The sequence below is a fragment of the Pantoea sp. ABR1s genome (genome assembly GCF_057812235.1).
The window spans coordinates 1,880,334-1,895,082 of sequence record NZ_CM173823.1 but is presented as its reverse complement, the minus strand read 5'-3'; the positions used below and the strand labels follow the sequence as shown (position 1 = coordinate 1,895,082).

Annotated in this window: 12 protein-coding genes; 3 read left to right on the top strand and 9 right to left on the bottom strand. The window is 52.8% G+C overall.

The window, feature by feature from the left end:
* Positions 1 to 18 precede the first annotated feature (18 nt).
* Positions 19 to 342 carry an HI1450 family dsDNA-mimic protein gene (locus tag ACXKZD_RS08740; RefSeq protein WP_003853921.1) on the top strand — a complete coding sequence of 108 codons (324 nt, stop codon included), beginning with the start codon at positions 19 to 21 and terminating at the stop codon, positions 340 to 342.
* A 48-nt stretch (positions 343 to 390) separates the two neighbouring features.
* Here the strand turns inward: ACXKZD_RS08740 and oppF are convergent, their stop codons facing one another.
* The 7 genes from oppF to ACXKZD_RS08705 form a co-directional block, all read right to left on the bottom strand.
* Complete coding sequence (gene oppF, locus ACXKZD_RS08735) at positions 391 to 1,392, bottom strand: murein tripeptide/oligopeptide ABC transporter ATP binding protein OppF (RefSeq protein WP_010244389.1); 1,002 nt, start codon at positions 1,390 to 1,392, stop codon at positions 391 to 393.
* A complete protein-coding gene (locus ACXKZD_RS08730) occupies positions 1,389 to 2,402 on the bottom strand; it encodes an ABC transporter ATP-binding protein (RefSeq protein WP_010244386.1) in 1,014 nt (337 codons plus the stop codon). The genes oppF and ACXKZD_RS08730 overlap by 4 nt, the downstream gene beginning before the upstream one ends.
* 11 nt (positions 2,403 to 2,413) lie before the next feature.
* Positions 2,414 to 3,322 (bottom strand): oligopeptide ABC transporter permease OppC, encoded by a 909-nt coding sequence (oppC, locus tag ACXKZD_RS08725; RefSeq protein WP_010244382.1) that lies wholly within the window; start codon positions 3,320 to 3,322, stop codon positions 2,414 to 2,416.
* Positions 3,323 to 3,336: 14 nt separating this feature from the next.
* Positions 3,337 to 4,257: an oligopeptide ABC transporter permease OppB gene (gene oppB, locus ACXKZD_RS08720; protein ID WP_010244379.1), complete on the bottom strand. Its 921-nt coding sequence runs from the start codon at positions 4,255 to 4,257 to the stop codon at positions 3,337 to 3,339.
* A 92-nt stretch (positions 4,258 to 4,349) separates the two neighbouring features.
* Positions 4,350 to 5,990, bottom strand: a complete 1,641-nt coding sequence (gene oppA, locus ACXKZD_RS08715; protein ID WP_033757856.1) for an oligopeptide ABC transporter substrate-binding protein OppA — start codon at positions 5,988 to 5,990, stop codon at positions 4,350 to 4,352.
* A gap of 156 nt (positions 5,991 to 6,146) precedes the next feature.
* On the bottom strand, positions 6,147 to 7,772 hold the full coding sequence (locus ACXKZD_RS08710) for an ABC transporter substrate-binding protein (RefSeq protein ID WP_223563848.1): 1,626 nt from the start codon (positions 7,770 to 7,772) through the stop codon (positions 6,147 to 6,149).
* A 582-nt stretch (positions 7,773 to 8,354) separates the two neighbouring features.
* Positions 8,355 to 9,002 (bottom strand): YchE family NAAT transporter, encoded by a 648-nt coding sequence (locus tag ACXKZD_RS08705; RefSeq protein WP_010244367.1) that lies wholly within the window; start codon positions 9,000 to 9,002, stop codon positions 8,355 to 8,357.
* Between the two features lie 460 nt (positions 9,003 to 9,462).
* Here ACXKZD_RS08705 and adhE point away from each other — a divergent pair, with 460 nt between their 5' ends.
* Complete coding sequence (gene adhE, locus ACXKZD_RS08700) at positions 9,463 to 12,150, top strand: bifunctional acetaldehyde-CoA/alcohol dehydrogenase (RefSeq protein ID WP_010670264.1); 2,688 nt, start codon at positions 9,463 to 9,465, stop codon at positions 12,148 to 12,150.
* 68 nt (positions 12,151 to 12,218) lie between these two features.
* On the opposite strand, the gene tdk is transcribed toward adhE, so the two are convergent.
* Positions 12,219 to 12,839, bottom strand: a complete 621-nt coding sequence (gene tdk / locus ACXKZD_RS08695) for a thymidine kinase (RefSeq protein ID WP_010244362.1) — start codon at positions 12,837 to 12,839, stop codon at positions 12,219 to 12,221.
* Between the two features lie 409 nt (positions 12,840 to 13,248).
* Here tdk and hns point away from each other — a divergent pair, with 409 nt between their 5' ends.
* A complete protein-coding gene (gene hns / locus ACXKZD_RS08690; protein ID WP_010244359.1) occupies positions 13,249 to 13,656 on the top strand; it encodes a histone-like nucleoid-structuring protein H-NS in 408 nt (135 codons plus the stop codon).
* Positions 13,657 to 13,741: 85 nt separating this feature from the next.
* On the opposite strand, the gene ACXKZD_RS08685 is transcribed toward hns, so the two are convergent.
* Positions 13,742 to 14,749: an NAD-dependent epimerase gene (locus ACXKZD_RS08685; RefSeq protein WP_010244357.1), complete on the bottom strand. Its 1,008-nt coding sequence runs from the start codon at positions 14,747 to 14,749 to the stop codon at positions 13,742 to 13,744.

Sequence of the window (14,749 nt, the reverse complement as noted above, 5' to 3'; positions counted from 1 at the left end):
AGGCCGACAGGACAGACTATGGATTTAAATAATCGCCTTACCGAAGATGAAACGCTGGAACAAGCCTACGATATTTTTCTCGAACTGGCAGTCGACAATCTTGATCCGGCAGACGTCATTCTCTTCAATCTGCAGTTCGAAGAGCGCGGTGGCGCAGAGCTGTTCGATCCCTCTGAAGACTGGAAAGATCATGTCGATTTCGATCTGAACCCGGACTTCTTCGCCGAGGTGGTGATTGGGCTGGGTGAAGCGGACGGTGAACCGATCACCGACGTCTTTGCTCGCGTGCTGCTGTGCCGCGAGAAAGACCACAAACTCTGTCATATCCTGTGGCGTGAGTAAGCGTCAGATTTGATAAGAAAACGCCGGGCGATTGCCCGGCGTTTTGCATTATAGCGGGTCGACTTTCAGACAGGAGACCGCGTGATTGAAGCTGCCTTCCAGCAGCGGCCGGGTTTTCGCACACTCCGGACCGGCAATCGGACAACGGGTGCGGAACACGCAGCCTGATGGCGGATTGATCGGCGACGGCAGCTCCCCTTCCAGCAGCTGAATCTGCTTGTTCTTCTCCTTGTCCGGATCGGGGATCGGCACCGCGGACATCAGCGCACGGGTATAAGGATGCTGAGGATTGCTGTAGACCTCTTTGTAGGTGCCCAGCTCCACCGCATGCCCCAGATACATTACCAGCACCCGGTCAGAGATATGTTTCACCACCGCCAGATCGTGCGCAATGAAGATCAGTGATAAGCCCATTTCGCGCTGCAGCTGCTGCAACAGGTTAACCACCTGGGCCTGAATCGAGACGTCCAGTGCGGAGACCGGCTCATCACAGATAATCAGCTTTGGCTCCAGAATCAGCGCGCGGGCGATACCGATACGCTGACACTGACCGCCCGAGAACTCGTGCGGATAGCGGTTAATCAGGTTAGGCAGCAGCCCCACTTTCATCATCATATTTTTGACGCGGTCTTTCACTTCCTGACGCGCCATTTTTGGATGATAGGTACGCAGTGGCTCTGCGATGATATCGCCGATGGTCATACGCGGATTCAGCGACGCCAGCGGATCCTGGAATATCATCTGGATATCGCTTCGCGCCTTGCGCCACTCCTCTTCACTTTGCCCCAGCAGATCACGGCCTAACCAGGCGACCCGACCTTCGGTCGCCTTCACCAGCCCGATAATGGCGCGCGCCAGGGTCGATTTACCACAGCCAGACTCGCCTACCACGCCCAGGGTTTCCCCCTCATACAGACGCAGGCTGACGCCATCGACTGCTTTCAGGGTTTTTGATGGCTGCCAGAACCACTGCCTGCCATCTTTGATGTCGAAATGCACCTTGAGGTCGGCGATTTCCAGCAACACTCTTTTTTCAGCTACGGTGCTCATACTAACTCCTCCACCGGCTTAAAGCAGGCGCGCAGACGGCCTTCGCCAAAGGGTTCCAGCGGTGGTGCCTGGGTGCAGATATCCATAGCGTGCGGACAACGCGGCTGGAACGGGCAGCCCTGCGGCAGACGCAGCAGGTTGGGTGGATTACCCGGAATCGTCGTCAGACTTTCCCCTTCCGCATCCAGACGCGGCACCGCATTAAGCAGGCCAATCGAGTATGGATGTGACGGCTGATAAAAGACATCGCGGGCACGGCCATACTCCATGGTGCGTCCGGCATACATCACCAGCACTTTGTCGCAGATCCCCGCCACCACACCCAGATCGTGGGTGATCATGATAATGGCGGTGTTGAACTCGCGCTTGAGGTCGTTGAGCAGCGTCATAATCTGCGCCTGGACGGTAACATCCAGCGCGGTGGTCGGCTCGTCGGCAATCAGCAGTTTGGGACGGCACAGCAGCGCCATGGCGATCATGACGCGCTGACGCATGCCGCCGGAGAACTCATGCGGATACATCTTCATCCGCTTGCGCGCTTCCGGCATTTTCACCGCATCCAGCATTCTCACCGACTCTTCAAACGCCTGCGCGTTGTTCATCCCTTTATGCAGCTTAAGCACTTCCATCAGCTGCTCGCCCACCCGCATATAGGGGTTCAGCGAGGTCATCGGGTCCTGGAAAATCATCGCAATTTGTTCGGCGCGCAGTTTATTGAGCTTGTTCTCGGGCAGATTCAGGATCTCTTTGCCATTGAACATCGCCGAACCGCCAATGCGGCCATTTTTCGCCAGCAGCCCCATCAGGGCAAAGGCGGTTTGTGATTTGCCGGAACCGGACTCACCGACAATGCCCAGCGTCTCACCGGCGCGCAGCGAGAAGTTCAGGTCGTTAACGGCGGTAACATCACCATCGTGCGTGCCAAAGGTAACGCGTAAATCTTTGACCGTAAGTAGCTGTTCGCTTCCCGCGCGGGCCGCCATTGCTGGCTGGAATTCATGAATAGTCATCGGGAAACTCCTTAACGATCTTTCGGGTCGAGGGCATCACGCAGGCCATCGCCGATAAAGTTGAAACAGAACAGCGTGACGACCAGGAAACCTGCCGGATAGAGCAGCAGCCACGGCGACACTTCCATCGAGTTTGCCCCGTCGCTGAGGAGTGCGCCCCAGCTGCTCAGCGGCTCCTGCGTCCCCAGGCCCAGGAAGCTCAGGAAGGATTCAAACAGGATCATGCTCGGCACCAGCAGCGAGGCGTAAACCACCACCACGCCCAGCACGTTCGGCACGATGTGGCGCACCACGATTTTCCAGGTCGATACCCCACCCACATGGGCCGCTTCGATAAACTCTTTGCGCTTCAGGCTCAGCGTCTGGCCGCGCACAATACGCGCCATATCGAGCCACGAAACCATACCGATGGCGGCAAAAATCAGCAGGATATTGCGACCAAAGAAGGTCACCAGCAGGATCACGAAGAACATAAACGGGAAGGAGTTAAGGATTTCCAGAATACGCATCATCACCGAGTCTGTTTTACCGCCGAGATAGCCAGCAATCGAGCCATAGAGCGTCCCGACAATCACCGCGATCAGCGCAGAAGCCACGCCCACCATCAGCGAGATCCGGCCACCGATAGCCACACGCACCAGCAGGTCACGACCCGAAGAATCAGTGCCGAACCAGTGACCAGAGGTGGTATCGGGCGGCGAGGACATCATGGCCCAGTCAGTATCGTCGTAGGTGAACTGCGCCAGCATCGGCGCAAAGATCACGAACAGGGTGATCAGGAACAGCACCAGCAGGCTGATGGAGGCAGCGCGGTTATGAATAAAACGACGACGCGCGTCCTGCCAGAGACTACGCCCTTCTACTTCCAGTTTCTCACTGAACGCATCAAGAGCTTCGCTGTTTTTCTTACTTAACATCATGGCGAACTCCGCAATCAGTAACGAATTTTGGGATCGATAACGGCATAGAGCACGTCAACAATCGCGTTGAATACGATGGTCAGCAAACCCACCAGAATGGTCAGGCTCATCACCAGTGAGTAGTCACGGTTCAGCGCGCCGTTCACAAACAGCTGACCGATGCCCGGCAGACCGTAGATCGACTCAATCACCATCGACCCGGTGATGATGCCGACAAATGCCGGTCCCATGTAGGAGATCACCGGCAGCAACGCCGGTTTCAGTGCATGACGCATTACAATGCGGCGCAGCGGTAAGCCTTTGGCGCGCGCGGTGCGGATAAAGTTGGAGTGCATCACTTCAATCATCGATCCACGGGTGATACGCGCGATACTGGCGATGTAAGCCAGCGACAGCGCCACCATCGGCAGCAGCATGTAGTTCCACTGCCCACCATTCCAGCCGCCGCCCGGCAGCCACTTCAGGGTGATGGCGAACAGCAGAACCAGCAACGGCGCGACCACGAAACTGGGTATCACCACGCCGGTCATTGCCACCCCCATCACCGCAAAATCCCACAAGCTGTTCTGTTTGAGCGCAGCGATAACTCCGGCCGTGACGCCAAGTACCACCGCCAGCAGAAACGCGGCCAGGCCAAGTTTGGCCGAGACCGGGAACGCATGCGCGACCAGGTAGTTGACCGAATAATCTTTGTATTTAAAGGATGGGCCGAAGTCGCCGTGCGCCAGCTGCACCAGGTAATCGACATACTGCTTACCGATAGGATCGTTGAGGTGATATTTCGCCTCAATGTTGGCCATCACTTCCGGTGCCAGGGTGCGCTCGCCGGTAAACGGGCTGCCGGGCGCCAGGCGCATCATAAAGAAGGAGATGGTAATCAGGACGAACAGCGTCGGGAGCGCTTCAAGCAAGCGACGCAGGATGAATTTTAACATTGCCGTACCTACCAGGCTGTTGCTTCACAACATATAAAAAAAATTAAAAGGCGGCGCCAGACGCGCCGCCACTGCTGATAGCCTGAATGCTATTAGTGTTTGATGATGTAGAAGTTTTTATCCAGGGTTTTATCCAGTGGATCTTTACCGGTATAACCGCCGACATAAGGTTTCACCAGACGGGTGTTCACGTAGTAGTAAACCGGGACGATGGTGCTGTCTTTATCCATGATCTGCTCGGCCTGCTGATAGTCAGCTGCACGGGCTTTAGCATCCGGGGCCTTAATCGCGTCGCGAATCACTTTGTCAAACGCATCGCTCTTATAGTGCGAGGTGTTACTGCTGCTGTTGGACAGCATGGTGTTCAGGAAGGAAGTCGGTTCATTGTAGTCCGCACACCATGCCGCACGGGAAACATCGTAGTTACCCTGATGACGGGTATCCAGGAAGGTTTTCCACTCCTGGTTTTCCAGCTTGATGTTCACGCCGATATTTTTCTTCCAGATCGACGAGGCGGCAATTGCCAGCTTCTTGTGCAGATCGGAGGTGTTATAGAGCAGGTTAAAGGTCAGCGGTTTGTCGGCGGTGTAGCCCGCTTCGGCCAGCAGCTTTTTCGCCTCGGCATTACGCTTGTCCTGTGACCATTTGAACCAGTCTGGCGGCAGAATGTCCATGCCGTCGGTCGCTGGTGGCGTGTAGCTATAGGCAGGTTTCTGGCCCTGCGCCAGCACTTTATTCACCATGATGTCACGATCCAGACCCAGCTTCAGGGCAGCGCGCACGCGCGGATCGGTGAATGGCGCTTTCTGGTTGTTGATTTCGTAATAATAGGTGCAGAGATATGGATCGACGTGCAGCTCTTTACCGTTGTCACGCTGCAGCTTTTTAAACAGCTCAATCGGCAGGTTGTTATAGGTCATGTCGCTGCCGTTCTCGGAGAAGTAGCGGTTAACGTCACTGACTTCTGAACTGATCGGCAGGAAGGTGACTTTGTTCAGCACCGTATGCTCATTGTCCCAGTAGTTCGGGTTACGCACCAGGGTGATACGTTCGTTAATCACGTGCGCTTCAAGCTTAAAGGCACCGTTGCCGACCCAGTTCTGCGGCTGCGTCCACTGATCGCCAAATTTCTCAATCGCCGGTTTGTAAACCGGTGACATGACGGAGTTAATCAGCAGCTTATCAAAATAGGGAACCGGCTCACTCAGGGTGACTTCCAGCGTGTGATCATCAATGGCTTTGACGCCCAGATCGGTAATGGGCTTTTTACCGGCGATGATGTCATCGACGTTCAGGATATGACCATATTGCGGATAGCTGGCGTAAGGTGACGCGGTTTTAGGATCAACCAGACGCTCCCAGCTGTAGACGAAGTCCTGCGCGGTGACCGGCTCGCCATTGGACCATTTGGCATTTTTGCGCAGGTGGAAAGTCCACACTTTGAAATCTTTATTTTCATAACTTTCCGCTACGGCCGGGATCGGTTTACCGTTGCTGTCATTGACCAGCAGACCTTCGTAAAGATCACGCGCCACGTTATCTTCCGGCACACCTTCAATTTTGTGCGGATCGAGCGACTGCACTTCATCGCCATTGCCGCGAACCAGCTCCTGTTTTGCGGCCAGCTCAACGCCCGCAGGCACCGTTGCTGCGAAAGCCGCATTCCCTGCCAGCGCACTCACTGCGGCGAAAACGCCCGCTGCAATCAGGCTTTTTTTCGTGATGTTGTTCATTATTACACTCCAGTTTTATTATCGTCACCGTGGCGATGCTCTGCCCCGGCGTCCCCCGTCTGCGGGCTCCCTGGCCTGTTACCAGGGAGATTGACCCCAAAAAAAGGTCTGTTTGCTGATGCGCTTTCCGACTGTCTCGCCGAACGGGCGATCAGATCAGTGTTTTTTGATGAAATAGTACTTCAGGTCTGTCATGTCCTGCGGGTCTTTGCCCGTGAAGCCGCCAACCCAGGGCTTCACCAGGCGCACACTTACGCGGTAGTAAACTGGCACAATTGGTGAGTCTTTGTCGAGTTGTGTTTCAGCCTGCTGATACAGGCTGGCGCGCTGCGCCTCGCTGCCCGCCGTCAGCGTCTCCGCCATCAGACGATCAAAGGTCGCGCTGCTGTAAAACGCGGTGTTGATCGAGGCGTTGCTGATCAGCATGTTCAGGAAGGTTGAGGGTTCGTTGTAGTCGGCACACCAGGTGGCGCGCACCACGTCATACTGCGCCTGATGACGGGTCTCCAGCATGGTTTTCCACTCCTGATTCTGCAGCGTCACCTTAGCACCCAGGTTTTTCTGCCACATCGACGCGGCCGCAATCGCCTGCCGTTTGTTCTGATCGGAAGTGTTGTAGAGCAGCGTAAAGGTCAGCGGATGGGCAGCATCAAAGCCGGCCTCTGCCAGCAGCTTCTTCGCGGCTTCATTACGCTGCGCCTGCGTCCAGGTGAACCAGGCGGGTGGCGTGAGTTTGATACCGGCGGTAAAAGGCGGCGTCAGGCTGTAAGCCGGAATCTGCCCCTGGGCCATGATCTTATTGGCAATCACCTCGCGATCAAGGGTCATCTTCAGTGCGGCACGCACCCGCGCATCGGTAAACGGCGGCTTTTTGTTATTAATCTCGTAGTAGAAGGTGCAGAGCAGCGGGCTGACCTTCACTTCATCGCCCAGCTCTTTGCGCAGCTTGCCAAACATCTCTGGTGGCACCGCACTGTTGGTAATATCCGTGCCGCCGCTGCGGTAGCGATTAATATCGCTGTTTTCAGAGGCGATCGGCAGGAATGTCCCCTGTTCAATCACGGTGTGCGCATTATCCCAGTAGCGAGGATTGCGCTTCACGACAATTTTTTCATTCACTACCCAGTCGCTCAGCGTGTAGGCGCCGTTGCCGATGTAGTGACCCGGGCGGGTCCAGGCTTCGCCCCACTGCTTAATGGCTGGCGCATAAACCGGCTTCATCGCCGTATGCGCTAACATCGCCACCAGGTAAGGCACCGGCTCACTCAGGGTAATTTGCAGCCGATGGGCATCCAGCGCCTTCACGCCCAGCTGATCGGGTGACGCTTTGCCGGCAAGGATGGCATCGATATTGGCAAAATGGGCTGCCTGAAGATAGCTGGAGTAAGGCGACGCGGTTGTCGGGTCCACCAGACGGCGCCAGCTGTAGACGAAATCAGTGGCGGTAACCGGCTCACCGTTGCTCCACTTCGCATCCTCCCGCAGATTAAAAATCCAGAGGGTGGGTTGCGGGTTTTCCCAGCTTTTAGCGACGCCAGGAACGACCTGCCCGCTGTTATCGGTATTGACCAGGCCGTCCAGCAGGTTGTGAATAATATTGGATTCCGGCACGCCTTCGGTTTTATGCGGATCCAGCGAGGAGACTTCACTGCCGTTATTGATCACAATCTGTTGCTGCGCGGCCAGTGTTGTACCCGGCGGCACCGTGGCGGCATAGGCCGGCGAAAAAGCCATTAACAAAACGACTGCGAGTGTTGACCGCTGCTGCTGCAAATTCTTCATCCCAATCATGCGAAACGCCAACCTTAAATTAAGTATCCCGACAGGCTTAAGCAAAAAGCGTTCTCACTTTGGGCTTTCGGAGAAAAAATTTTACGTTGGGCCAAAAATTATCAGAAGCCGCGAAGGCGCGCCAAAGCAAAATAGCTAAAATGTTAACTAATTCTCTTTTATCATGAGAAGTCAGGCAGCGGAAGTGTTAATTTTCGTCCTGAAAATATCATATCGATATGAAAAATAGACTATTTAGCTGGAAACCCCTCTCAGGAGCGGAAAGCAGCGACAAACAGCCTCTTTTTTGGCACTTATATTGGGGAATCTGGCTTCAGCGTGATGAAATTTAAGATAGCGTGATTATTCTGGCAGTTTGTGAGGCTTACACGAAAATAGAGAGCAGAATATCGTGTGAAAATAGTGACATTATTTCGCAGAAAAAAGTCTGTGAGCCAGCGCGCAGTAATGAAATTTATAATTGCCTGATTCTGTTAAGCACAACGAATAATTGCGTCGTAATGGTGCATAAAATGCCCCTTCTGCACCATTACGGATCATTATTTCACTTCACTCTCTGAAATAAGTAGGCGTTTAATTGAGTAAGCCGGGAAAAATGGACTTCATGCCGGTGACAACAAATTCGATGCCCAGTGCCATCAGTAACAGACCCATAATACGCGTAATGACGTTGATACCGGTCTGGCCAAGAATACGCACCATTAACGGCGCGGCCCGGAAGAGTAACCAGCAGCAGAATGCAAAAATGGCAATCGCCAGAGTGAACCCCAGCAGATTTATCCAGCTGTGGTAGCGGGTGCTCCAGACAATGGTCGAGCTGATAGCACCCGGCCCCGCCATCAGAGGCAACGCCAGCGGTACAACCCCCACACTTTCACGAATCGCCGTTTCTGACTTCTCCTGCTTATTTTGCTTATCTTCGCCCAGCTTACCGCTGATCATCGACATCGCAATGGTGACGACCAGGATCCCACCCGCGATGCGGAAGGAGTCAATCGAGATGCCAAACACATGCAGAATCGCATCACCAAGGAACAGTGACGTCCAGAGAATAATAGCAACCGCCAGATTGGCAGTGAGGTTGGTTTTGTTACGCTCAGCCACCCCCTGATAACGGGTCATGCTGATGAAGACCGGAATAATTCCCACCGGATTGACCAGCGCAAAGAGCCCGACAAAAAATTTTATATAGCCTGATAAATCTAACAGCGCAGGGTTCACGACTTTACTCCGTACCACAGGGGGGGAAAACGCGCCTAATGTATGTGAAAACAGGCACGGACGCCAGATGCTGACTCAGCTATTTATACTGTTGAATGACGGAGCATCCAGCGCTTTACCCCAGAGATTAAAAAGTGACTGGATTTAGCCGCTACCAGGCAGATGACGTGAAGAGGTAACCAATTTGATAAACAAAGGGCGTAAAGGGGAGCTGAAAGGTGTCAGCTTGCGGTTAAATTGATCTGCATCAAAATTGCCCTACCCCAAACCAGGTAATCTTTTCGCAACGGAAGTATTAGCGGCAGCGAAGAAAATCTCACTGACTGCAACAGAAGACTAGTTCAGTAAACAGTTGAAAATCCGGGCGTTCTGACCCAGTCCAACGCCTTATGGCAACGTGACTATACTCAGGGCGCAGGATTGTTTACTAAAAAAGTTTAACTTCCTTCAGGAGAACACCATGGCCGTAACCAATGTCGCCGAACTTAATGCACTGGTTGAACGTGTAAAAAAAGCCCAGCGTGAATATGCCAACTTTTCTCAACAACAGGTCGACGCCATCTTCCGTGCCGCCGCCCTCGCCGCCGCAGACGCCCGAATCCCGCTTGCCAAGATGGCCGTTGCCGAATCAGGTATGGGCATCGTCGAAGACAAAGTGATCAAAAACCATTTTGCTTCAGAATATATCTACAACGCTTATAAAGATGAAAAAACCTGTGGTGTGTTAGCCACGGATGATACTTTCGGCACCATTACCATCGCCGAACCTATTGGCCTGATTTGCGGTATCGTCCCGACGACCAACCCCACTTCAACCGCCATCTTCAAAGCATTAATCAGCCTTAAAACCCGTAACGGCATCATCTTCTCTCCTCACCCACGCGCCAAAGATGCGACCAACAGAGCTGCAGATATCGTGCTGCAGGCGGCGGTGGCTGCCGGTGCGCCAAAAGATATTATCGGCTGGATCGACGCACCTTCCGTTGAGCTGTCAAATCAACTGATGCACCACCCTGACATCAACCTGATTCTCGCCACTGGCGGTCCGGGCATGGTGAAAGCGGCTTACAGCTCCGGTAAACCTGCGATTGGTGTCGGTGCGGGTAATACGCCAGTCGTGATTGATGAAACCGCCGATCTGAAACGTGCGGTTGCGTCGATTCTGATGTCGAAAACCTTTGATAACGGGGTTATCTGCGCCTCTGAACAATCGGTGATTGTGGTCGATTCAGTCTATGACGCGGTGCGTGAACGTTTCGCCAGCCACGGCGGTTATATGCTGCAGGGTGCCGAACTGAGTGCGGTGCAGAATATTATTCTGAAAAACGGCGGCCTGAATGCGGCTATCGTAGGCCAGCCAGCGTTCAAAATTGCGGAGATGGCCGGTATCAGCGTGCCACCGAGCACTAAGATTCTGATTGGCGAAGTGAAGCTGGTGGATGAGTCTGAGCCGTTCGCCCATGAAAAACTCTCACCAACCCTTGCGATGTATCGGGCGAAAGATTTCCAGGATGCGGTCGCGAAAGCAGAAAAACTGGTCGCCATGGGCGGTATCGGCCACACCTCCTGTCTCTATACCGATCAGGACAATCAGACCGAACGCGTTCACTACTTCGGCGACAAAATGAAAACCGCGCGTATTCTGATCAACACCCCCGCCTCGCAGGGTGGTATCGGCGACCTCTACAACTTTAAACTGGCGCCGTCTCTGACGCTGGGTTGTGGTTCGTGGGGCGGAAACTCTATTTCAGAGAACGTCGGTCCAAAACATCTGATCAATACCAAAACTGTCGCCAAGCGAGCTGAGAATATGTTGTGGCATAAACTTCCTAAATCCATCTACTTCCGTCGGGGTTCACTGCCAATTGCGCTGGAAGAAGTGGCAACGGATGGCGCGAAACGTGCCTTTATCGTCACTGACCGCTTCCTGTTCAATAACGGCTATGCCGACCAGGTGACCCGCGTGCTGAAATCACACGGCATTGAAACGGAAGTGTTCTTCGAAGTTGAAGCTGACCCGACGCTGAGCATCGTGCGTAAAGGTGCTGAGCAGATGAACAGCTTCAAACCGGATGTCATCATCGCGCTGGGCGGTGGCTCACCGATGGACGCCGCGAAAATCATGTGGGTGATGTACGAACATCCGGAAACTCACTTCGAGGAGCTGGCGTTACGTTTCATGGATATCCGTAAACGTATCTACAAGTTCCCGAAAATGGGTGTCAAAGCGCGCATGATTGCCATCACCACTACGTCCGGTACCGGTTCTGAAGTCACGCCGTTTGCTGTAGTGACCGATGATGCGACGGGTCAGAAATATCCGCTCGCTGACTACGCACTGACGCCTGATATGGCGATTGTCGATGCCAATCTGGTGATGGATATGCCGCGTTCACTCTGCGCCTTCGGCGGTCTGGATGCCGTGACCCACGCGCTGGAAGCTTATGTTTCAGTGCTGGCGAATGAATACTCTGACGGACAGGCACTGCAGGCACTGAAACTGCTGAAAGAGAATCTGCCAGCCAGCTATGCCGAAGGCGCCAAAAATCCGGTGGCGCGTGAGCGCGTACACAATGCCGCCACTATCGCCGGTATTGCGTTTGCCAACGCCTTCCTCGGGGTTTGTCACTCAATGGCGCATAAACTGGGTTCAGAGTTCCATATCCCACACGGCCTGGCCAACGCCCTGTTAATCTCTAACGTTATTCGCTACAACGCGAATGACAACCCGACTAAACAGACCGCTTTCAGCCAGTACGATCGCCCTCAGGCGCGCCGTCGCTACGCCGAGATTGCTGACCATCTGGGTCTGAGCGCACCAGGCGACCGCACCGCGCAGAAAATTGAGAAGCTGCTCGCCTGGCTGGATGAGATTAAAACTGAACTTGGTATTCCAACCTCTATCCGTGAGGCGGGTGTGCAGGAAGCGGACTTCCTGGCGAAAGTCGATAAACTGGCCGATGATGCGTTTGATGACCAGTGTACCGGCGCTAACCCACGTTATCCGCTGATTGCTGAACTGAAACAGATTATGCTTGATACCTACTACGGTCGTGAATTTGTCGAACCGTTCTCAAGCGTAGCCGAAGCCATTGCCGAGCAGCCGGTAAAAGGTATTAAGCTTGAGAAGAAAGCCAAAAAAGTCTGATAGTGCCGTTCTGACTGTCTGATAAAAAAACCCGCTTCGGCGGGTTTTTTATTACCTGAACAATAGGGTTAATTCAGCGGAGTCTGAGCGCCATGGATCGCCTGCAACGATCCCTGCTCTATCGCCTGTTTATAATGCTTACGGCAGACTGAGATATAACGTTCGTTACCGCCAATCACCACCTGCTCACCCTCACTGAAAGGTTTGCCCTCGCTATCCAGTCGCAGAACCATACTGGCCTTGCGCCCACAGTGACAAATAGTTTTGAGTTCAACCAGCTTATCTGCCCACGCCAGCAGATACTGACTGCCAACAAACAGTTCACCGCGAAAATCCGTTCGCAGACCATAACAGAGCACCGGAATATCAAGGTCGTCTACGACATCTGACAGCGCTTTAACCTGCTCACGGGTCAGGAACTGACTCTCATCAACCAGCACGCAATGGACAGGCTGAACGGCATGTTCAGCAGCGATGTCGCTGTAGAGTGATGTCTCTGCGTTGTATAGCAAGGCCGGTGACGATAGTCCGATACGGGAACTCACCTGCCCGGCACCAAAGCGATTATCGATTTCAGCGGTGTAAACCAGTGAACGCATGCCGCGCTCATGATAGTTATATGAGGATTGTAGCAGTGCGGTTGATTTCCCTGCATTCATGGCAGAGTAATAGAAATAGAGTTGAGCCATCGGCGCGTATCTTCATCAGGACTGAATGGAATGGCGCGCATATTACCACAAAGCGGCGGCAATACGTTGCGGTTGATGAGTGAATAAAGTGTAACGGCTGGCCGTTTATTCCTCTGCATGCCGTTTCCAGCGCCTGTTATGTGCAGTGCCGAACGGGATAAGTTTTGCTTATTTTACCCGCAACAAAATCAATGACATTTTTGTTGCTGACCTGAATACATTAAATTTATTTGATATCGGACTAAAGGAAAATATTTTTATTCTGCACAACTGTGCAATTTTCTGGTGAAAATTATTTTTAGTCACCTGGGTAATTAGTGATATACATATTTTTATGATTGCAGTTATTTTATGTCGCCACTACTATTAGCGGGCAACACAACTTTTCCCTTATTCAGAGACCAGGACAATGAGCGAAGCACTAAAAGTTCTTAATAATATCCGTACGCTGCGCGCCCAGGCCAGAGAGTATTCCGTTGAAATACTGGAAGAGATGCTGGAAAAGCTGGACGTAGTAGTAAAAGAGCGCCGTGAAGAAGAGTCTCATTTTCAGGCAGAAAATGAAGAACGCACGCGTAAACTTAATCAGTATCGTGAAATGCTACTGGCTGATGGTATTGACCCGAATGAACTGATTAACACGCTGACCGACACACGGACTGCGGCAAAAGGTAAACGCTCAGTACGTCCGGCTAAATATGGTTACACCGATGAAAAAGGCGAGTCCAGAACCTGGACCGGTCAGGGCCGCACACCGGCCGTGATTAAAAAAGCGCTGGAAGAACAGGGTAAAAAGCTGGACGATTTTTTACTGTAAAAACCGCAGTGTGACTGCCTTCCTGGCAGCCTGATGCGCAATAAAAAAGGAAGCCGGAGCTTCCTTTTTTCTTTTAATCAGATACTCAGACGCGGTAAAAGTCGCGGTACCAGTCCACAAAGTTTTTAACGCCCTCTTCGACCCCGGTCTGCGGTTTGAATCCAATTGCCTTAAACAAGGCTTCGGTATCCGCACTGGTTTCCAGTACATCTCCAGGCTGCATTGGCATCAGATTTTTCTTCGCAGTAATGCCCAGGGCTTTTTCAATCGCTTCGATATAGTTCATCAACGTGACAGGCTGACTGTTTCCAATATTATAAACACGATAAGGCGCTGAACTGGTTGCCGGCGATCCGGTTTCAACCGTCCAGTTGTCGTCCTGTTGTGGAATAACATCCTGCAGGCGAACAATGGCTTCAGCAATATCGTCAATATAGGTAAAGTCGCGTTTCATCTGGCCCTGGTTATAAACGTCAATCGCTTCACCGGCAATCATTGCACGGGTGAATTTGAATAACGCCATATCCGGGCGGCCCCACGGGCCATAGACCGTAAAGAAGCGCAATCCAGTGGTCGGCAGCTGATAGAGATGCGAGTAAGTGTGTGACATTAACTCGTTGGCTTTTTTGGTCGCTGCATATAAAGAAACCGGATGATCAACGCTATCTTCGGTTGAGAACGGCATCTTGCGATTCAGACCATAGACTGAACTGGATGAGGCGTAGAGCAGATGTTCAATTTTATGATGACGGCAACCTTCAAGGATATTGAGGTGACCCGTCAGATTGGAGTCTGCGTAGGCATGAGGATTTTCAATGGAATACCGGACACCAGCCTGAGCACCAAGATGGATAACGCGCTGGAATTTTTGCTGATCGAACAGTGACGCCATTGCGTCACGGTCCGCCAGGTCCATCTCAATAAAAGTAAAACCAGGATCGGCCTTAATTAAATTGAGACGGGCATGCTTGAGATTTACGTCGTAATAATCATTCAGGTTGTCGATACCGACAACCTGGTGACCGGCGGCCAGCAGACGCTGGCTGACATGAAAACCAATAAAACCTGCGGCGCCGGTGACCAGAAAGTTCAT